The sequence below is a fragment of the Pseudomonas sp. FW305-7 genome (assembly GCF_058786735.1).
In genome coordinates this window covers 149,458-168,820 of sequence record NZ_JBYSZA010000002.1, presented here as the reverse complement: position 1 = coordinate 168,820, position 19,363 = coordinate 149,458, and the positions used below count along the sequence as shown (strand labels likewise).

Annotated in this window: 21 protein-coding genes; 13 read left to right on the top strand and 8 right to left on the bottom strand. The window is 59.0% G+C overall.

Features of this window, described 5'->3' with window-relative positions:
* Window positions 1-142 precede the first annotated feature (142 nt).
* The gene (locus tag AC3WMT_RS03845; RefSeq protein ID WP_103302758.1) at window positions 143-1,018 is read left to right on the top strand and encodes a Tim44 domain-containing protein; all 876 of its coding nucleotides are present in this window, start codon (window positions 143-145) and stop codon (window positions 1,016-1,018) included.
* Between the two features lie 138 nt (window positions 1,019-1,156).
* A complete protein-coding gene (locus AC3WMT_RS03840; RefSeq protein WP_007995855.1) occupies window positions 1,157-1,564 on the top strand; it encodes an SMI1/KNR4 family protein in 408 nt (135 codons plus the stop codon).
* 21 nt (window positions 1,565-1,585) lie between these two features.
* Here the strand turns inward: AC3WMT_RS03840 and AC3WMT_RS03835 are convergent, their stop codons facing one another.
* Window positions 1,586-3,349: a cation:proton antiporter gene (locus tag AC3WMT_RS03835; RefSeq protein WP_103302760.1), complete on the bottom strand. Its 1,764-nt coding sequence runs from the start codon at window positions 3,347-3,349 to the stop codon at window positions 1,586-1,588.
* 280 nt (window positions 3,350-3,629) lie between these two features.
* Between AC3WMT_RS03835 and AC3WMT_RS03830 the strand changes: the two genes are divergently transcribed.
* Complete coding sequence (locus AC3WMT_RS03830) at window positions 3,630-4,112, top strand: acyl-CoA thioesterase (RefSeq protein ID WP_003229693.1); 483 nt, start codon at window positions 3,630-3,632, stop codon at window positions 4,110-4,112.
* A gap of 115 nt (window positions 4,113-4,227) precedes the next feature.
* On the opposite strand, the gene pdxY is transcribed toward AC3WMT_RS03830, so the two are convergent.
* Complete coding sequence (pdxY, locus tag AC3WMT_RS03825; RefSeq protein ID WP_103302762.1) at window positions 4,228-5,100, bottom strand: pyridoxal kinase PdxY; 873 nt, start codon at window positions 5,098-5,100, stop codon at window positions 4,228-4,230.
* 117 nt (window positions 5,101-5,217) lie between these two features.
* Here pdxY and AC3WMT_RS03820 point away from each other — a divergent pair, with 117 nt between their 5' ends.
* Window positions 5,218-5,631, top strand: coding sequence for a DUF3301 domain-containing protein (locus AC3WMT_RS03820; protein WP_064389782.1), 414 nt, complete (start codon window positions 5,218-5,220; stop codon window positions 5,629-5,631).
* 1 nt (window position 5,632) lies between these two features.
* Here AC3WMT_RS03820 and AC3WMT_RS03815 read toward each other — a convergent pair whose 3' ends face one another.
* Window positions 5,633-6,604 carry a CobW family GTP-binding protein gene (locus tag AC3WMT_RS03815; RefSeq protein ID WP_103302763.1) on the bottom strand — a complete coding sequence of 324 codons (972 nt, stop codon included), beginning with the start codon at window positions 6,602-6,604 and terminating at the stop codon, window positions 5,633-5,635.
* Window positions 6,605-6,645: 41 nt separating this feature from the next.
* Between AC3WMT_RS03815 and AC3WMT_RS03810 the strand changes: the two genes are divergently transcribed.
* Window positions 6,646-7,002: an NADH:ubiquinone oxidoreductase gene (locus AC3WMT_RS03810; protein ID WP_103302765.1), complete on the top strand. Its 357-nt coding sequence runs from the start codon at window positions 6,646-6,648 to the stop codon at window positions 7,000-7,002.
* Between the two features lie 4 nt (window positions 7,003-7,006).
* Here AC3WMT_RS03810 and AC3WMT_RS03805 read toward each other — a convergent pair whose 3' ends face one another.
* On the bottom strand, window positions 7,007-7,657 hold the full coding sequence (locus AC3WMT_RS03805; protein WP_103302767.1) for a DUF1826 domain-containing protein: 651 nt from the start codon (window positions 7,655-7,657) through the stop codon (window positions 7,007-7,009).
* Window positions 7,657-8,862: a zinc metallochaperone GTPase ZigA gene (gene zigA / locus AC3WMT_RS03800; protein WP_103302769.1), complete on the bottom strand. Its 1,206-nt coding sequence runs from the start codon at window positions 8,860-8,862 to the stop codon at window positions 7,657-7,659. The genes AC3WMT_RS03805 and zigA overlap by 1 nt, the downstream gene beginning before the upstream one ends.
* Before the next feature lie 225 nt (window positions 8,863-9,087).
* On the opposite strand from zigA, the gene AC3WMT_RS03795 reads away from it, so the two are divergent.
* Window positions 9,088-9,465, top strand: coding sequence for a glutamine synthetase (locus tag AC3WMT_RS03795; protein WP_103302771.1), 378 nt, complete (start codon window positions 9,088-9,090; stop codon window positions 9,463-9,465).
* On the opposite strand, the gene AC3WMT_RS03790 is transcribed toward AC3WMT_RS03795, so the two are convergent.
* On the bottom strand, window positions 9,462-10,664 hold the full coding sequence (locus AC3WMT_RS03790; RefSeq protein WP_103302772.1) for an N-acetylmuramoyl-L-alanine amidase: 1,203 nt from the start codon (window positions 10,662-10,664) through the stop codon (window positions 9,462-9,464). The genes AC3WMT_RS03795 and AC3WMT_RS03790 overlap by 4 nt on opposite strands.
* A gap of 84 nt (window positions 10,665-10,748) precedes the next feature.
* On the opposite strand from AC3WMT_RS03790, the gene folE2 reads away from it, so the two are divergent.
* From folE2 to AC3WMT_RS03760, 6 genes are read left to right on the top strand one after another with little or no spacing between them, the layout of a single operon-like run.
* Window positions 10,749-11,645: a GTP cyclohydrolase FolE2 gene (gene folE2, locus AC3WMT_RS03785; RefSeq protein ID WP_103302774.1), complete on the top strand. Its 897-nt coding sequence runs from the start codon at window positions 10,749-10,751 to the stop codon at window positions 11,643-11,645.
* A complete protein-coding gene (locus AC3WMT_RS03780; RefSeq protein WP_103302776.1) occupies window positions 11,642-12,310 on the top strand; it encodes a metal ABC transporter ATP-binding protein in 669 nt (222 codons plus the stop codon). Before folE2 ends, AC3WMT_RS03780 begins: the two co-directional genes overlap by 4 nt.
* A complete protein-coding gene (locus AC3WMT_RS03775) occupies window positions 12,310-13,173 on the top strand; it encodes a metal ABC transporter permease (protein ID WP_103302778.1) in 864 nt (287 codons plus the stop codon). Before AC3WMT_RS03780 ends, AC3WMT_RS03775 begins: the two co-directional genes overlap by 1 nt.
* An 11-nt stretch (window positions 13,174-13,184) precedes the next feature.
* On the top strand, window positions 13,185-14,063 hold the full coding sequence (locus AC3WMT_RS03770; RefSeq protein WP_103302780.1) for a metal ABC transporter substrate-binding protein: 879 nt from the start codon (window positions 13,185-13,187) through the stop codon (window positions 14,061-14,063).
* Window positions 14,060-14,620 (top strand): gamma carbonic anhydrase family protein, encoded by a 561-nt coding sequence (locus tag AC3WMT_RS03765; RefSeq protein ID WP_103302781.1) that lies wholly within the window; start codon window positions 14,060-14,062, stop codon window positions 14,618-14,620. Before AC3WMT_RS03770 ends, AC3WMT_RS03765 begins: the two co-directional genes overlap by 4 nt.
* A gap of 3 nt (window positions 14,621-14,623) precedes the next feature.
* Complete coding sequence (locus tag AC3WMT_RS03760) at window positions 14,624-15,955, top strand: dihydroorotase (RefSeq protein WP_103302783.1); 1,332 nt, start codon at window positions 14,624-14,626, stop codon at window positions 15,953-15,955.
* Between the two features lie 80 nt (window positions 15,956-16,035).
* Here the strand turns inward: AC3WMT_RS03760 and AC3WMT_RS03755 are convergent, their stop codons facing one another.
* Window positions 16,036-16,554, bottom strand: coding sequence for a DUF3617 domain-containing protein (locus AC3WMT_RS03755; RefSeq protein ID WP_103302784.1), 519 nt, complete (start codon window positions 16,552-16,554; stop codon window positions 16,036-16,038).
* 132 nt (window positions 16,555-16,686) lie between these two features.
* On the opposite strand from AC3WMT_RS03755, the gene cls reads away from it, so the two are divergent.
* Window positions 16,687-18,126: a cardiolipin synthase gene (gene cls / locus AC3WMT_RS03750; protein ID WP_103302786.1), complete on the top strand. Its 1,440-nt coding sequence runs from the start codon at window positions 16,687-16,689 to the stop codon at window positions 18,124-18,126.
* 37 nt (window positions 18,127-18,163) lie between these two features.
* Here the strand turns inward: cls and cfaB are convergent, their stop codons facing one another.
* The gene (gene cfaB / locus AC3WMT_RS03745; protein ID WP_103302789.1) at window positions 18,164-19,351 is read right to left on the bottom strand and encodes a C17 cyclopropane fatty acid synthase CfaB; all 1,188 of its coding nucleotides are present in this window, start codon (window positions 19,349-19,351) and stop codon (window positions 18,164-18,166) included.
* Between the last annotated feature and the right edge of the window lie 12 nt (window positions 19,352-19,363).

Below are 19,363 nucleotides of genomic sequence, written 5' to 3'. Positions count from 1 at the left end.
CAGACAAAAGTACAGGGTCCTATTGCCGCGACCGAGCTGAACGTAAGCTGTCAGGCAAAAGCCCGAAACACTCTCTCGCTAGCCAGTGCCACTTGAGCTGTGCAACATGGCGCGCGTGTCTCCACAAACGGGAATTCCCTTTATGAAACGTTTTCTTAGCATCGCCATGGCGTTGTGCATCGGCCTGACGATGAGCCTCGACGCCAATGCCAAGCGCTTTGGTGGTGGCAAAAGCGCCGGCGCTGCGCCGACGCACCAGACCAGCCAGATGGCTCCTTCTTCTCCAGGCATGGGCGGCGCTGCGGCGACCGCGGGTGCTGCCGGTGCCGCCGGTGCTGCTGCCAAGGCTGGCGGCGCTTCGAAATGGCTCGGCCCTCTGGCCGGCATCGCCGCCGGTGGCCTGCTCGCTTCCATGTTCATGGGTGGCGGCTTCCAGGGCATGCAGATCTTCGACATCCTGATCATGGCCCTGATCGCGTTCGTGATCTTCCGCTTCATCGCCGCTCGTCGACGCAAGCAACAGGAGCACCTGGCTCCGGCCGGCGCGCCGATGCAGCGTGAGGCATTCGAGCAGAAGCCTGCTGGCATGGGTTCGATCTTCGGTGGTTCGGCTGCTCCGGCTGCCGCCCGTCCGGTAATCAACGCGCCAGCATGGTTCAATGAACAGAACTTCCTGGCCGCTGCGCGCAGCCACTTCCAGTCGCTGCAGCAACACTGGGACGCTAACGAAATGGACAAGATCGCCGAGTTCGTGACCCCGCAAATGCTTGAGTTCCTCAAGCGTGAGCGTGCGGATCTGGGCGACGGCTTCCAGTCGACCTACATCGACAACCTTCAGGTGCAACTGGACGGCGTGGATGACCGTGCCGACAAGACCATCGCCACCCTGACCTTCAGCGGTGTGTCGAAGACCTCGCGTTTCGACCAGGGCGAAGTCTTCAGCGAAAGCTGGAACATGGAACGTCCGCAAGGCGAAAACCAGCCTTGGCTGGTGGCCGGTATCCGCCAGAACGGTTGATCCCTTCTGCGTCAGGCAACGGTTGAAGAAAACCCCGGACTTGTCCGGGGTTTTTCTATTTCGCGGTTGCATCTATAGCGAGCTACTGTATAAACCGGCCCATATAAACCGCGCCATTCAAGCAAGAGGATCCCGGACGTGGAAGAAATCATCGAACAACTGCGCGAAGCCAACGAACCCGTACCGGTTCCATTGGAGTTGCCTGACGAAGACCAACTGGTGGAAGTCGAAGAAGAACTCTTCATCAACATTCCATTCGTCTTCAAAGAGTTTTTGCTGACCGTCAGCGACGTGGTTTACGGCAGCCTGGAGCCGGTGACTGTCACCGACCCGCAATCGCATACCTATTTGCCGGATGTGGCAGCGAATGCCTGGGACGCCGGCGTGCCGCGCGATCTGATCCCGATCTGCCAGGATGGCGACAACTATTACTGCGTCGAAGAAGACGGCACCGTGGTGCTGTGGTCCGGCGAAGAAGAGCTGATCACCGAAGAATCCTGGGAATCGGTGTGGCACTGGGCGCGGGACGTCTGGCTGGAAAGCTGATTTGCCCAATGCCCCGGGTGGTCAATGCCCCGACGACTCCTTGTGATTGTCGAGGGTTTCCAGCAAAGCCACCTGCATCCGCGTGTGCACGCGGATGAACCAGCGCCAGAGCAGCGCCGCCACGGCGGCCGCGACCACGGCGATCAGCACCAGCAACTTGTTGGTCGGCAGAATACTGGCCGACAAGGCTGCCAGCAGCAGGAAAATCACCAGCAGCGAGAGAATCGGGATCACCTCGGAGATCACCCGGCGCACTCGCTGCGTGTGCCTTCCGGCCATCTCCGGCTTCACGCCCATCTCGGCCAGCAGCATCGACAGCGCCTTGAGCTTGCGATAAGCGGCGATTAGGAACGGCAACGACACCAGCAACGCCCCGCCCCAGATCAACGCCTTCTGCCAGCTCGGATCGCTGATCCAGTCGTGCAGCGACAGCGAGATGCGTTCGGCGAAGTACGCTCCGGCGAAGAAGATCGCAATCACCAGCGCCAGATTGACCCCCACCTGCAAAAGAATCCGCCGGATCATCGACGCTAGCATGGCGCCCTCGCCTTGCGGCTGGATGCTGCGCAACCATTCGCCGTACATCCCGAGCACCCGTGCCAGAGGCTTGGGCATGGCGGCAGACAGCTTGATCGACAGCGGGTCAGCCGCACGAATGAGGTAAGGCGTCAGCAGCGTGGTGATGACCGACACCGCCACGGCCACCGGATAGAGGAAGTTGCTGGTGACCTGCAAAGTCATCCCGAGCGCGGCGATGATGAAGGAAAATTCGCCAATCTGTGACAGCCCCATCCCTACCCGCAGTGAGGTGCGTCCGTCATTGCCGGCGATGAACGCACCGAGCCCGCAGGACAGCATCTTGCCGAGCACCACCGCCACAGTGATGACCGCAATCGGCCACGCGTACTGGAGAAGAATCATCGGGTCGAGCATCAGGCCGATGGCGACAAAGAAAATCGCGCTGAACAGGTCACGCACCGGCTCGATCAGCCGCTCGATCTTCAGCAGTTGCCGCGACTCGGCCATGATCGCGCCGATCAGGAACGCGCCCAGCACCATGCTGTATTCGAGCTTGACCACCAGCAGGCAGAAGCCGAAACACAGGCCCAGCACGGTGATCAGCAGCATCTCGTTGCTTTCGAATTTGGCGACGTAGGCCAGCAAACGTGGCACCAGCAGAATGCCGATGACCAGTGCGACGATCATGAACAGCGACAACTTGCCCACCGTGGAGAACACTTCGCCGGAACTGACGGTGCCGCTGACCGCGATGCTCGAGAGCAAAGCGATGATGCCGATGCCGAGAATGTCCTCGACGATCAGCACGCCGAAGATCAACTGCGCAAAACGCTCGTTCTTCATCTTCAGATCATTGAGCGCCTTGACGATGATGGTGGTCGAGGAGATCGCCAGAATTGCGCCGAGGAACAGCGAATCCATGGTGTTCCAGTCGAACCAGCGACCTATTTCATAGCCAATCCAGATCATCAGGACGATTTCGAGGAACGCCGCAATAAACGCCGTGGCGCCGACCTTGAACAGCTTGCGCAGGCTGAACTCCAGCCCGAGACAGAACATCAGGAAGATCACTCCCAGCTCGGCGAGGGTCTTGATGGTTTCTTCATCGTGGATCAGGCCGAATGGCGGGGTGTGCGGGCCGATGATGAATCCCGCGACGATGTAGCCCAGCACCACCGGCTGCTTGAAACGGTGAAACAGGACAGTCACCACACCCGCGACCAACATGATCACTGCCAGGTCCTGAATAAAACTGATGGCATGCATGGCGTGGGCTCCTTGAATGACGAGGCTCGCAGTCAGGCGTCAGAAAGATCTGAGCGAGCAGGGTAAAAATCCGCTTTTCGTGTGGGAATTGCCCTTGGGGTGGGCTTTTGCAGGGTAACACCGCGACTTACGCCTGAAAGGCGGTGCAATATATGGAAACAGATCGATCCCGGCGTGACGGCGGCCAGTCGCCCGGCGTCCCGATAACGGTGCTTTTGAAAAGCGACCAGGCGCCCGCAGAGGCGCTTCCAGCAAACCAGCCTTGATCCGTGAGAACGTTATGGAACCCGGAAACGCCCAGCTGTCGATGACGGTACTGATGACCCCCGACATGGCCAACTTCTCTGGCAATGTCCACGGCGGCACCCTGCTCAAATACCTCGACGAAGTGGCCTACGCCTGCGCGAGCCGTTATGCCGGCCGCTACGTGGTGACGCTATCGGTGGATCAGGTGATTTTCCGCGAGCCGATTCATGTTGGCGAACTGGTGACCTTCCTCGCGTCGGTCAACTACACCGGCAATACCTCGATGGAGGTCGGCATCAAAGTGGTGACGGAAAACATCCGCGAGCGCTCGGTGCGCCACACCAATAGCTGTTTCTTCACCATGGTCGCGGTGGATGACCAGCGCAAACCGGCCGCCGTGCCGCCGCTGCAACCGCAGAACAGTGAAGACAAACGCCGCTACATGCAGGCTCAGCAGCGCCGGCAGATTCGCCAGGAGCTGGAAAAGCGCTATCAGGAGATCAAGGGCGACGCCTGAGATTGGTAGCGATCTGACGAAAGCTTTCGCGAGCAGGCTCGCTCCCACATAGGATCGGTGGCGTACACACACCAAATGTGGGAGCAAGCCTGCTCGCGAATGGGGTAACGCGGTCTTACAGACTGATCGCGGTCGCCTCGAACTTCACCCGCGGATGCGCAATCCGATCCTGCGCCCGCACCAGTTGCAGCTCATAACTGGCGCACGCCTGAGTCTCCAGCAGCACTTCATGCACTGCCGCCGCCGTGAATTCGAACGCAGCGACCAGACTGTCTCCCAGTAAAACCCGCGCCAGGAACAATCCGGACGTCAGGTCGCCCACGCCCACCGGCTGACGCGGAAATGCCAGCAGCGGGCGACGCAGATGCCAACTGCCCTCGGCGGTTACCAACAACATCTCGAAACCATCCGCCGGCTTGCCCGGGTAATCCAGATGCTTGACCAGCACGGCTTTCGGCCCACGCGCCAGTAGCGCCCGCGCCATCGCCAGGCAATCGAACAGCGACTGCGGCTTGCGCTCGGAGAAGCTGTCCAGCTCCAGTTGATTCGGGCACATGAAGTCCGCCACGGCGGCCGCCTCGTCCAACAGAAAGTCGCTGACTTCGGCGGGCACACTGCAACCCTTCTCCGGATGCCCCATCACCGGATCGCACAGATACAAAGCCTTGGGATTGACCGCTTTGATGCGCGCCACACCACTGAGAATCGCCCGGCCCTGCGCCGCGCTGCCGAGATAGCCGGACAGCACCGCGTCGCAGTTGCCCAGCTCGCCGATGGCCGCGATGCCTTCGATCAATTCGGGAATCTGCTGCGGCGGGAGCACTTCGCCCGCCCATTGGCCGTACTGCGTGTGGTTGGAAAACTGCACGGTGTTGAGTGGCCAGACATTCACCCCGACGCGCTGCATCGGAAAAACCGCAGCGCTGTTGCCGGCGTGGCCGAACACCACGTGGGACTGGATGGCGAGCAGATGAGGCGTACGTTTCATTCGGGTTTTTCCGTAAAACGATTGAAATTCAAGCCGCGCAGTATGCGACGAAACGCAGCCTGTACGACAGACCGGCGACGCAGTTAAGCTGACGCTATCTTTTGGAGTCCCTTGTTGATGCTGACCCTCGAAAACATCTTCGTGCTGATGCTGTTCGCCGCTGCCGGCGCCTGGTTGTGGCACAACCATGGCTTGCGCGAGCGGGCGCTGGAACGGGTCAAGCAACATTGCCTGAACGTGCGTGTCGAGCTGCTCGACGGCAACGTGGCGCTGAAGAAAATCGGTTTCATCAAGGACGCCAACGGCCGTCGACGTCTGGCGCGGGTGTACAACTTCGAGTTCACCGTGACCGGCGAGACCCGTCACAACGGCACCATCACCCAGTTTGGCGCGCACAGTGCGCAGATCGAGCTGGCACCTTACCCGGCACCGTTCGACGATACGCCGCCGGTGGTCGAGGTGCACAAGCCCCGGGCCGAGGTGATCGAGCTGAGTCAGTGGCGGCAGGAACACACCAAGTGGAAGCCGTGAATCAGCTCGGCTGAATCCGGCACTGCGCCAACCCGGCCTGCAACTCGGCGATGCTCTGTGGATCGGCGAAAATCAGTTCGATCCGTGAGTCCTTGCGCCATTCACTGGTTTGCCAAATGAGCGCTGCGTTATCCAGAGCATTGGCTGACGTCCAGCCATCGGTGCTGTGGATAACCATTTTCGCTCTGTTCCAGGTAAGACCGCTGAGCCAATCGTCGAGGCTTTGTCGATCGAATGTCTGGCTCGGATGCCAGCGCCAACCGACACTCCATCCGCCCTCCTGCGCCTGACTCAGACAAATCGGCAGCGTCGGGTCGCTCCAGAGCGCCGGCATTGGCGCGGCACCGTTTGGCATGATCAGGTTATCCACAGCTGCCACCGCTCGAATGGCCAACCCCGGCAATTCGCTCACTGACAGTTGTGCCTGCTGTGTCCAGATCTGCCTGACTGGCGGCAACTGACTGGATATCGTCTGTCGGGCGGCTTCATCCAGATTTTCAGCCTTGTTCAGCAACAGCAAACCGGCGCTGGCCAATGCTTGCTGTTGAGCTGCCGGCAACGGTTTACCCGCCTGGAGTGCTTGAGCATCCAGTACCAAAACACACGGCTGAACCGTCAGTACACCCAGCCATGGCGCCTCGCTCAGTTGCTTGAGCAATTGCGCAGGATGGCCCAGTCCGGACGGTTCTATAAACAGCCGATGCGGCCTGGCCTTGCGCAGCAACCGTCCAAGGCCGATCTGAAACGGCGCACCATTCACGCAACACAAACAGCCCCCGGCCACTTCGCCCAGTGCGATACCATCGCCGTCGCTGGTCAGCAGCGCGGCATCGAGGCCGATCTGACCGAACTCGTTGATCAGCACCGCCCAGCGCTCATCCGCCGGCCGTTGCGCCATGAGCTGGCGAATCAGGCTGGTCTTGCCAGCGCCCAGCGGGCCTGCGATGACATGGGTAGGAATGTTCTGCAACATGGCCGGCACTTGTCTGAGGAGAGTTTCTGAGGGGGTCGAAGATGCGTTTAAACGGATGGTCGTTGCTGTTGCTGCTGGTGTCGAGCGAAGTCCTGGCCCAGGCCTGTGTGGTGCATAGTCAGAGCGAACGGCTCGACGTCAAAGTCTGCCAGCAGAACCGCAACATCCCGGAAAAACTGTTTAACGACGGCTTCTGTCAGCCAACGCTGGCCGGGCAAAAGGTCGACGTGCAGTACGTCGATCAATGCCCGAGCGGGGCATTTGGCGTGTGCAGCAACGCCCAAGTCGCCAATATGCCCTATCGCCAGGATATCCACTATTACGGCGTCGCCACCGATGCGGCCTACTTGAAGCCGTATTGCGAAAGTCAGAGCCAAGGCGCGTGGCTCAAGCCTTGAAGCGCTAGCCGAGCCAGTCGAGGGTCAGCATCAACCGACGCTCGCCGGGCGCCAATTGCGGCGAGCGGTGGATCAGCCCGAAACCTTCGTTGCCGTGCCATTTTTCGCCTTTCAATAGCGCCACTTCGCCACTCTTGAGTCGCTGAATCTGCCGGGGCTCGTGCGGCTCGGCGTTTGCCTGGCCAAGCTGACGACGATCCATTGCACCTTCCTCGAGCCATTCACTGCCAATGCCGGCATAGGTCGTGATCAGCCGCACCGGAACATGGTCGACGTGGAAACGCGGGCACATGGCCTTATCCAGCACGCGCAAGCGCAGGCCAATACGCCGCGCACCGAGCAGGCAGGCGAACGCGCCGACCAGCCATTTCAAGTCAGCGATAAAGCCTTCGTAGCCCTCCAGATCGCGGAAGCTTGTGGCCAGCCCAGTGAGATCAGGATCGGCGTCTTCGTCATTGATCTCCAGGCACAGCGACTCGGCCAAGGGTTCGTTGAGTGACAACAGCACACTGGCAAAGTCGGCGATGTGCAGCGGTAATTGTCGCTGCCATATGGCGAGGTTTACGTCATCTTCCAGAATCCGTATCAGTGCTTTTGGCGTATTACCTTGATGCTGATGACGCGTACGGTCGTGGAGCATTTTCAACGCGAGCATCAGGCCACCTCTGCGTGCCAAGGGCCAAACGGATCCGCCAGCAACCGCCAGCCTTCCACACCGAGCGCCATTTCCTCGTCGGTCAGCAGGCAATCATCGAGTTCGCCTGAGAGCTGAGGGAAATTGATGTTCTGGCCGATGAACACCAGCTCCTGACGACAATCTCCGACGCTCGGCGTCCAGTTTTCCATGATCGCCAGGGTGCTTTCCTGATCTTGCGGCCACTGGTCTTTCGGTACAAAACGCCACCAACGCCCGGCAAAACCATGACGCATCAAACCGCCGGCCTGCGACCAACTGCCGGCGTCATTCGGCTTGCTGGCCAGCCAGAAAAAACCTTTGGAGCGCAGCAATTTGCCGTTGAGCCACGGGCGGTCGATGAAGTTGAAGAAGCGTTGCGGGTGAAAGGGTCGGCGCGCGCGATAAGCAGTGGATGCGATGCCGTACTCGTCGGTTTCCGGGACGTGCGCACCGCGCAATTCCTTTAACCAACCCGGCGCTTGTGCGGCTTTCTCGAAGTCGAAACGGCCGGTATTGATAATGCTGTCCAGCGGTACCTCCCCCATCACCATCGGGATGATTTCGGCGTGGGCGTTGAGGCGCTTGAGAATGGCGACCAGTTCTTCACGCTCCCGCTGGCTGATCAAATCGATCTTGCTGATCAGCAGTACATCGGCGAATTCGATTTGCTCGATCAACAAGTCGGTGATGGAGCGTTCGTCCTCTTCGCCAAGGACTTCTCCGCGGGAGGCGAGACATTCTGCGGCCTGATAGTCGAGGAGGAAATTCACCCCGTCGACTACAGTGACCATGGTGTCTAGCCGGGCGATATCGGCGAGGCTTTGGCCCTGCTCATCGCGGAAGGTGAAGGTCTCCGCGACCGGCAGAGGCTCGGAGATGCCGGTGGATTCGATCAACAAGTAATCGAATCGTCCATCGCGGGCCAGTTTGCTGACTTCTTCAAGCAAGTCTTCGCGTAACGTACAGCAGATACAGCCATTACTCATTTCCACAAGCTTTTCTTCAGCGCGGTTCAGGCTTACATCACGCTGAACTTCGCTGCCATCGATATTGATCTCGCTCATATCGTTAACGATGACTGCCACACGCAGCCCTTGCCGATTACGTAGTACGTAATTCAAAAGTGTACTTTTTCCGGCGCCCAAAAATCCGGAAAGAACGGTCACAGGCAGTGCGGCTGACATTGGGTAATCCTCTACAAGTGGCAGCCGATCTGCGCTTTTGCGTAGCGCTGGACGTTTTTGGGCTTCAAACAATGGATTTGCAGGAAGCTAAACGCTTGAAATCGACCGAATCAGGCTCAGTTCAAATTTATGTTATAGTATAACAATGTGAATTAGCCAGCCCCGCCCTTGCTCTTCACGACCAAGAGTCGGAAGCTGCGATCAATACGCCGCTCAGGAAATGTCATGAAAGAAGCGCTGAAATGCTCAATATTGAGTCTGGCGTTGTTAACAGCCGCTAGCGCCTGGGCGAAGAATTCTGCGCCCGCCACCTGCACGCGTAGCGCCAATCTGCTGGCCTGCATGGATGTCGACGGCAATGCCTACAGCGTCAACACTGTTGGCAGTACGCTCTACCTGCGAGGTTTCGAGAAGAACGGCCAACGCTATTGGGCACAAACCAACAGCCGCTTCGGCCAACTGACGTTCTTCACCGGTATCGCCTCCGACGGTGAAGCCTGGGTGGGCTACACCCGACGCGTGGGATGGACGACGATCAATCGTTTCTCCAGCTCGGGAGGCAGTAGCGCAAAATTTACCTGTAGCCGGATTAGCGGCTGCTAAACCAGGCTTATGGGCTGCTCCTGCTGCCAGGCCAGAAAGCTGTCGATCGGCGGATTTTTCTGAAAGTAGCGCTGCAAGCCCTCGTACAACCCGTCCGCAATGGCCTGCTGATGTCTCTTGGTGACTAAACGTTGACTGTCGCGAGCATTGGAAATGAAGCCGGTTTCCACCAGGATCGATGGCACATCGGGTGACTTGAGCACTGCAAAGCCTGCCTGTTCCACACGCTTCTGATGCAGTGTGGTAATCCCCGCCAGACTCTCCAGAATCTTGCTGCCAAGCTGCAAACTGGCAGCAATGGTGGCGTTCATCGACATGTCGAGGATGACACCCGCAAGCATCGGATCCTTGTCTTTGAGGTTGAGCAGACTTGTTGCGCCAAGCAAATCCGCACCGTTCTCGCGCTGCGCCATGAACCGCGCAGTCGCCGATGTCGCACCACCTTCGGAGAGGCAGTAAACCGATGCGCCTGAGGCCGTCAGTCGCGGCGCTGCGTCAGCATGCACGGAGATAAACAGGTCAGCCTTATGCTGACGGGCAATCTCCACCCGCTTGCGCAACGGCACAAAAAAGTCGTCGTTTCGCACTAGTTTTACGTCATAGCCCTTCTCTTTTTTCAGGCGTTTGGCGAGCATCTGAGCGATTGAAAGTACAACGTCCTTCTCACGCTCACCTTTCGCGCCAACTGCGCCGGGATCTTTGCCGCCATGGCCAGGATCGACAACCACAATGATGTCGCGCTTTCGATGGACCTTAATCGCAGGTGTTTCACGTGGAACCATTGCGACTGTCGACTCTTGTTTTGCACTGATCAGGTCCAATACCAAGCGATGACCCTGCCCATCCTGAGGCGCCAGCAGGAAGCTGCTTAGCCGCACGGGAGCCTTCAGATCGAGAACGATACGGGTGTCGCCCAGCCCCGTTTGCCCTGATCGAATCGAACGAATCACCGTGTCGTTGAGAGCCAGTTGGCTCAAATCTCCACTGAGCGTTGCACCGCTCAAATCAATAATAAGCCGCTCTGGTGCGCTGAGGCTGAACGCCTTGTATCGAACAGGTGCGCTTAAATCGAACACCAACCGAAGCTTTTTATCGGAGCGCCAGAACCTCGCTTGGCGGATTTGTGTCGCGGAGCCACTTATAGGTAAAGCGAAGGCGGCGCTGGCTAGAATCAGAGTGAGCAAATGACGTCTGTGCATATGAAAGCCTGTTCATGAAAAAGGCATCGTGATTTGAATTGTTATAATGTAACATCTAATTCAATCAACACGATGGTTCCGAACATGAATTCGCTGACACTCCCGGATATCGCCGCACAATCTGCTCGCCAAGCCTTGCCGCTCGAATGGGTGGGCATGTGCGGCATAGCGCTACCGGTCTTGTTAGATGGCCAACGCTTGACCGCGAAGGCTGATGCAGGCGTGAGCCTTGACGATGGTGAAGCGCGCGGTATTCACATGTCGCGCCTGTATCTGGCTTTGGAAGCCCTTGAGGAGGAGAACCTCCGCCCTGCTCTATTGCGCCGACTTCTCCAGTTTTTCCTCGACAGCCACCATGGTTTATCCACTAACGCCTACCTGAATATTCATACGAATTTGCTGCTGAAAAGGCCGGCGATGGTCAGCCCTCTGGCTGGGTGGAAGTCCTACCCCGCGATCATTTCTGCCAGCCTGAAAAACACAGTGTTCCACGTGGAACTCAAAATCGAGGTGCCATACTCCTCAACTTGTCCATGCTCAGCAGCCTTGGCGAGGCAATTGATCCAGCAACAATTCATCAATGATTTCGCCAACAAGCCACTGCAACATGCCGAAGTTCTAACCTGGCTAGGCTCGTCCCAAGGCATTGTTGCCACGCCACACAGTCAACGCAGCACCGCCCAACTGCACGTGCACCTCGACGAATTTATAGACGAGTTGCCGCTGAGCACGATCATCAACGACGCTGAAGCAGCGCTCGGCACCGCCGTACAAACGGCGGTGAAACGTGCAGACGAACAAGCCTTCGCCTTGGCCAATGGGCAGAACCTGATGTTCTGCGAAGACGCCGCACGCCGATTGAATCTCGCGCTACGCCGCTCCCCGGGAGTCAGCGCACTCCACCTGCGAGTGATTCACGCCGAAAGCCTCCATGCCCATGACGCTGTCGCGGAAAGCACCTGGCACCGGGAGCTAGCATGATTCGCTGCCAGGACCTGAGCTGGGGCGCACCCGGCCAAGCACTCACTTCGCCTCTGACCCTTGAGCTTGAAAGCGGCAGTCTGACGGCAATCATCGGAGCCAATGGTTGTGGCAAAAGCAGCCTGCTGAAAGTCATTGCCGGACTGCAAAAACCCTTGGCAGGACAGGTCACCCTGAGTGTTCCACGTCAAAGTGGTGTGTCCTTCCTCCCACAACAACAGCATCTGGATCGTCAATTCCCGATCAGCCTCCAGGAACTGGTTGCCGCGGGATTCTGGGGTCGCAGACTTTCCACCCAATTGCGCGCCCAACGCCTCGCCGCGGCATTGGAAGCCTGGCACCTGAATGGCCTCGACAATCGCCCGCTGATGGCGCTGTCCGGTGGTCAACTACAACGCGCGCTCCTCGCGCGATTGAGCCTGACCGACTCGCCTGTGCTGCTCCTCGACGAACCCCACGCCGCACTCGATGAACTGGGTCAACAGCTCCTGTGGCAACACATCCACGCCTGGCACGCCGAAGGACGAACGCTGGTCGTGGTCTGCCATGACCTCGCCGCCGTTCGCCAACACATCCCGAAAACGTTGCTGATCAAAAACCGAATTTGCCTTTACGGCGCGAGCGCAGAACTCATCCAGCAATCCCCGCACATGCAGGTGGCCTGATGCTCACTGTCACCCTGTGGCAACCGTTCAACGAATTCGTCTTCATGCGTCGCGCATTGCTTGGCGGCCTGGTGCTGGCCTGCAGCACTGCGCCGCTCGGGGTGTTCTTGATCCTGCGGCGCATGAGCCTGATTGGTGACGCCGTCGCCCACGGCATCCTCCCCGGAGCAGCACTTGGCTTTTGGTTCGCCGGCCTGAGTTTGCCGGCGCTGACACTCGGCGGTCTCGGAGCAGGCCTGAGCATGGCCGGCCTCGCTGCATGGATTACCCGCCGTACCGGCCTGCGTGAAGACGCAAGCCTGGCGGCGATCTATCCCATATCGCTGGCCTGCGGTGTGTTGATTCTGGGTATGGCCGGTAAACGCCTCGACCTGCTGCACCTGTTGTTCGGCTCAGCATTGGCCGTCGATGGCCCGACCCTCACCGGCATGTTGTGGGTCTCGGCATTCAGCTTGATTGCCATGATGTTCATCTACAAACCGCTGCTGCTCGACACTCTCGATCCACTGTTCCTGCGAACCGTCAGCCGCCTCGGCCCACTCGCCCACGGCGTGTTCCTGACCCTGGTCGTACTGAATCTGGTGATCGGATTCCAGGCAATCGGCGCGCTCATGGTCGTCGGATTGATGATGCTACCCGCCGCTGCCTCACGTTTCTGGAGTCGACGCTTGCCGATCCTGATTGCCATCGCCGCCCTCCTCGGCTGCTTGTCGGTGTGGCTCGGCTTACTGCTGTCTTTCTATTACTCGCTACCCAGCGGCCCGGCCATCGTATTGGTAGCCGGCGTCGGTTATCTGCTGTCCGTGGTGTTCGGACCGGTACATGGGCTGCTGCGCCGCCCACCGTTGCTCACATCCCAATGAGGTGTTTCCCGATGCGTGTTCTACTCGTGCTGTTCAGCCTGATGCTGTCGATGTCGTTGTCGGCGGCGGCGGAGAAATTGCCAGTGGTCACCAGTTTCAGCATCCTCGCCGATATGGTTCATCACGTCGGCGGCGAGCACATTCAGATCACCAATCTGGTCGGCCGGGACGCTGACGCGCACACCTACGAACCGACGCCGGACGACGCCAAAGCGTTGCTCAAGGCCAAATTGATCTTCAAGAACGGTTTGGGTTTTGAACCCTGGCTTGATCGTCTGGTAACCAGCACTGAAACCAAAGCCGTCATCATCAGTGCCAGCCATGGCGTGATTCCGCGTTCGCTGGATGAGGACGGCGAAACCGTTCCCGATCCACATGCCTGGCACAATCTGGCCAACGCCGAGTTGTACATCGCCAACATCACCAAGGCGCTGATCACCGCCGACCCGGCGAACAAGGCGGACTACGAGCGCAACAGCCAATCCTATTTGAAGCAGATCTACGCCCTGCTCGCCGAAGCCAAGGCCAAACTCGGTTCGCTGCCGCCGGGCAATCGCAAGATCGTCACCAGCCACGATGCCTTCGGTTACCTCGGTCAGGCGTACGGCATCGACTTCATGGCACCGCAAGGATTGTCCACCGAGCGTGAACCGTCAGCGGCGGAAGTGGCGGCGCTGATTACCCAGATCCGTCAGGCCAACGTCAAAGCGGTGTTCATGGAAAACATCAAGGACGCGCGCCTGCTCAAACAGATCGCCGACGAAAGCGGCGCACACATTGGCGGCACGCTCTACTCCGATGCCCTGGCTGCCAGCGGCCCGGCCAGCACCTTCACCGGGCTGTTCGAATACAACCTCAACACCCTTTACAACGCGCTGAGCCAACCATGATCCGCAAAAATCCTTCAGGCGATCTGCCGCAAATTGCCGAGTCGGCCTACGTCGATAAAACCGCGATCATCTGCGGCAAAGTGCTGATCGGCGAAAACGTTTTCGTCGGCCCCTACGCAGTTATCCGCGCCGACGAAGTCGACGCGACTGGCGAGATGGAGCCAATCACCATCGGCGCCAATTCGAACATTCAGGACGGCGTGGTCATCCATTCCAAGTCCGGCGCGGCGGTGACCATTGGCCAATACACGTCCATCGCCCACCGCTCGATCGTGCACGGCCCCTGCGTGGTCGGCGACCGAGTATTCATCGGCTTCAACAGCGTGTTGTTCAATTGCGTAGTCGGCAATGGTTGTGTGGTACGCCACAACTCGGTGGTCGACGGGCGCGACTTGCCGGATGCGTTCTACGTACCCTCCACTACGCGCATTGGCCCGAACACCGACCTCTCGTTATTCCCGCCGGTGAGTGTCAGTGCCTCGGAGTTTTCCGAAGACGTGGCGCGAACCAATGTCGATCTGGTGCGCGGCTACAAAGCCTTGCAGAACGAGTTCTGAACCATGAGCAGTGTGCTTATCCGCAACGCACGGCTGGTCAACGAGGGACGGGAGTTCGACAGCGATCTATTGGTCAGCAACGGTCGCATCGTCAAGATTGCTCGCAGTATCGAAGGCGAAAACGCGAGCGTGGAAATCGATGCCTGCGGCCAATGGCTGCTGCCGGGCATGATCGATGACCAGGTGCATTTCCGCGAACCCGGCGCGCCGGCCAAGGGCAGCATTCATACCGAATCGCGCGCGGCAGTCGCGGGGGGTATCACCAGTTTCATGGACATGCCCAATACCCATCCGGCGACTCTCACCCTCGAAGCACTGGCCGACAAGAAGCGCCGAGCGGCAATCAGTTCGGTGGCCAATTACGGCTTCCACTTCGGAGTCAGCCAGAACAACCTCGACACTGTGGCCGCGCTCAATCCTTGTGAGGTGGCCGGGGTCAAAGTATTCATGGGCGCCTCGACCGGCAACATGCTGGTGGATGAACCGCAAATTCTTGAACGGCTGTTTGCTGAAGTACCAACGATCCTGCTGGCTCACTGCGAACACACGCCGAGCATCGACACCAATGCGGCCAGACTGCGTGAACGGTTCGGCGATCGTTTGCCGCCAGAGGCGCATTCGCAGATTCGCAATGCTGAAACCTGTTATCGCTCCTCCTCGCTGGCCGTGGACCTGGCCAAACGTCACGGCACTCGCCTGCACGTTTTGCACCTGAGCACCGCTCGCGAACTCGAACTGTTCGAGGACAAACCGCTGGCGCAAAAACGCATCACCGCAGAAGTCTGCCTGCACCATTTGTTGTTCGATGATCGCGACTATCCAAACCTCGGCAACCTGATCAAATGCAATCCGGCGATCAAGAGCCAAGCCGACCGCGATGCATTGCGACAGGCATTACTGAGCAATCGACTGGATGTGATCGGCAGTGATCACGCGCCGCATACCTGGGCCGAAAAGCAGCGACCCTACGCCGAGGCGCCGTCGGGTTTGCCATTGGTGCAGCATGCGCTGCCGGCGTTACTGGAACTGGTGGCGGATGGCGTGGTGCCGCTGACTACGCTGGTGGCGAAGACCAGTCACCGCGTGGCGGACCTTTTTGCCATTCCGGATCGTGGTTATCTGCGCGAGGGCTATTGGGCAGATCTGGTATTGGTTCAACCGCAGATGTCGGAGGTGTCTCGACAAACGATACTGTCGCAATGCGGATGGACACCGTTTGCGGGTCGAAGCTTTCGGCATCGGGTGAGCACAACGCTGGTGTCGGGGCAGATCGCCTGGCGCGAGGGTCGCGTGAATGATGGGTGTCGGGGATTGCCGCTGCGATTCATGCGTTGATTTTACTGACGCCTTCGCGGGCAAGCCCGCTCCCACAGGATCACGCTGAACCTGTGGGAGCGGGCTTGCTCGCGAAGCTTTTAAGCTCTTGGTTTGACGGCGCCGCAATCCTGACCCAACCACACCGCGCGGGTTTCCAGGCTGCCCTTCTGATTGATACCGATCGCGTTGAACGTACCGTTGGCGACCGTGGTGAACTCCCGATCGCTGAGGAACGTCGCTACACCCGTACCCTGCGCTTTCGGGCAGCTGAAACGAAACTTCCATTGGTTGCCGCTGCGCTCGGTGATCTGCTGCTTGCAACCCGATTGCGGATCGGCCAGCGGAATATCGTTGGTCGCCACTTGCTCAGGTGTCAGGCAAGCGCGGATCCCCTTGCCGCCGATATTGATGCCGTTCTTCTCCAGCGCCGCCCGCTGCTGCGGGGTCATCTGGCCCTGAAGCTGGCCAAGGATCGATTGCACATCCATCGGCTGATCATCGACCTTCACATTGCTTGAGGTCATTTCCCACAGACCCGGCTGCAGCATTTGCGCCTGCGCAATCACCGGCAATGCAAAACCCAGGCCCAGCGCCAAACCCAGCAGACGAACGTTCATCGAGTAACTCCTGATCAGTAGTGGCCGTTAGACGTCGGCCGATTGCTTCGGTTCATGCACCAATTAAATAGCGACATTCGCCACAGAACATGGTCTGTTAAGGCATTGAATCTTGAGGAGCAAGGCTGCCCCATGGATTATTTCGGACCGCACATTTTCGGTTATTTGATCGCCCTGATACACACCCTTGGTTTGATCGCTGCGATTCACGCGGTGCTGACCGTGCGCACGGCTCAAGGCTCGATCGCCTGGGCATTGTCGCTGATCTTCATTCCTTACCTGACGCTTATTCCGTATCTGGTGTTCGGCCGCAGCACCTTCGATGGTTACATCAAGGCGCGCCGCCAGGCCAACGAACATATGCGTCAGGCCATCTCCGAACTGAACTGGCGTCCCTGGGTGGAAGAAGCCCTGACCGCTCGCGCCTCGAAAGCCTACGCATCGCTGCGTGCGATGCCGAAACTGGGGCGCATGCCATGTCTGGCCAACAACGAAGTCCAATTGCTGGTAAACGGCACCGCGACGTTCGAGGCAATCTTCCACGCTATCGACCAAGCGAAGGAAGCCGTGCTCATCCAGTTTTTCATCATCCACGATGATCGACTCGGCCAACGTCTGCGCGACCTGCTGTTGAAGAAAGCCGCCGAAGGCGTGGCGATTCATTTGCTCTACGACCGCATTGGCAGTCACGCCCTGCCCCACAGTTATGTGCAGGCGTTACGCGATGGCGGCGTCGAGGTCAAAGCGTTCGCCACGCGCAGTGGCTGGCTCAACCGCTTTCAGGTCAACTTCCGTAATCACCGCAAGATTGTCGTGGTCGATGGCGTGGTCGGTTTTGTTGGCGGGCACAACGTCGGCGATGAATACATGGGCGAGAAGCCTCCACTGGCACCTTGGCGCGACACCCACGTAAAAGTGCGCGGCCCGGTAGTGGCGTGCATGCAGGAATCGTTTGCCGAAGACTGGTTCTGGGCCGCCCGTGCATTGCCACCGTTGATCCTGCCGGATGAATACCCGGATGACGGCGTGCTCTGCCAATTGCTCGCCAGTGGCCCGGCGGATGCCTACGAAACCTGTTCGCTGTTCTTCGTCGAAGCCATCCACGCGGCGACGGAACGGGTGTGGATCACCAGCCCGTACTTCATTCCCGATGAAGCCGTGTTCGCCGCTTTACGCCTGGCGGTGTTGCGCGGGGTCGATGTACGTTTGCTGCTGCCGTCGCGGCCCGATCACCGCATTGTTTACGCCGCCTCCAGCCTTTACGCCTTTGAGGCGGTTCGCGCCGGCGTGCGGGTGTTCCGCTACGAACCCGGTTTCCTGCATCAGAAAGTGGTGTTGATCGACAGCGAGATCAGCGCCATTGGCAGCGCCAACCTGGACAACCGTTCGTTCCGGTTGAATTTCGAGGTGATGCTGCTGACCGTCGATAGCGCCTTCGCCGCCAGCGTGGAACACATGCTCATCAAGGATTTCGAACAATCCTACGAGATCGCCAAAGAAGAAAGCCGGGAGATCCACCGCCTGCAACAGGTCGGCATGCGGATCGCCCGGCTGATTTCACCGATTCTTTGAAACGCCTCTCTACCGAAAGGAAAGAGGTGATCAAGGGTCAAGGGTGATAGATGTCGTCGCGAGTCCATGGCAACTCATGGCTGCCATCGGCGTGCGCCTTCACCGCAAGGATCTGGTGCAGATTGATCCAGCCACGTGCGAACGCATAGGCGCAACCGGCCAGGTACAGACGCCAGATCCGTAGCGCCTGATCGGGCACCAGTTTCCCCGCTGCTTCCAGGTTGTCTTCCAGCCGCTCGCTCCAATGATCCAGCGTACGCGCGTAGTGCAGACGCAGACTTTCGACGTCGACGATCTCCAGCCCTGCTTCACTGATCTCGGCCGAGATCATCGCCAGATGCGGCAGCTCACCGTTGGGGAATACGTATTTCTCGATGAAGTCCCCGGCACCACGCCCCACCGGGCGGCCATCGGTGTGTTTGGCGGTGATGCCGTGATTCATCACCAGACCGCCCTCCTTCACCGCGCCAAACAGGGTTTTGCAGTACTCGGCGAGATTGGCGTGACCGACGTGTTCGAACATGCCGACGCTGACCACCTTATCGAATCGACCGTCCTGCGGCAGATCGCGGTAGTCGAGCAACTGCAGTTCGACCTGATCTTCCAGGCCTTCAGCTTTGACCCGCTCGCGCGCCAGTTCCAGTTGTTCCTTGCTCAGGGTGATGCCGAACACCTTGGCGCCGAATTCCCGTGCGGCGTAACGCGCCAGTCCGCCCCAGCCGCAGCCGACATCCAGCAAATAGTCACCGGGCTGTAAACGCAGCTTGCGACACAAATGGCGGAACTTGGCCTGCTGCGCCTGTTCGAGCGATTCACTGCCGGTCTCGAAATAGGCACAGGAATACGCCATGTCGCTGTCCAGCCAGAGCTGGTAGAACGCGTTGGACAAGTCGTAGTGATAGGAAATGGCTTTGGCGTCGGTTTCCTTGTCGTGGACAGAACGCACAGGTTGAGTGTCGTCATCTTCACCCAGCAAGGCATTACTCAGTTCGTCGCAAACCCGGATGACCTCACTGATCGAGCCCTCCAGTTCGAGTTTGCCTTCAACGAACGCCGCCCCTAATGCGTCCAGGCTCGGATGGGTGAACTGGCTGACGATCTGCGGGTCCTTGACCACGATGGTGACACTGGGCGTCGGCCCCAGATTGAACTCATGGCCGTCCCAGAGCCGCAGGCGAAGCGGAAGCTGCAGATTCTGTAAGGCCGGTGGAAGTTGCGCGAGCATGGAAAATCCCCC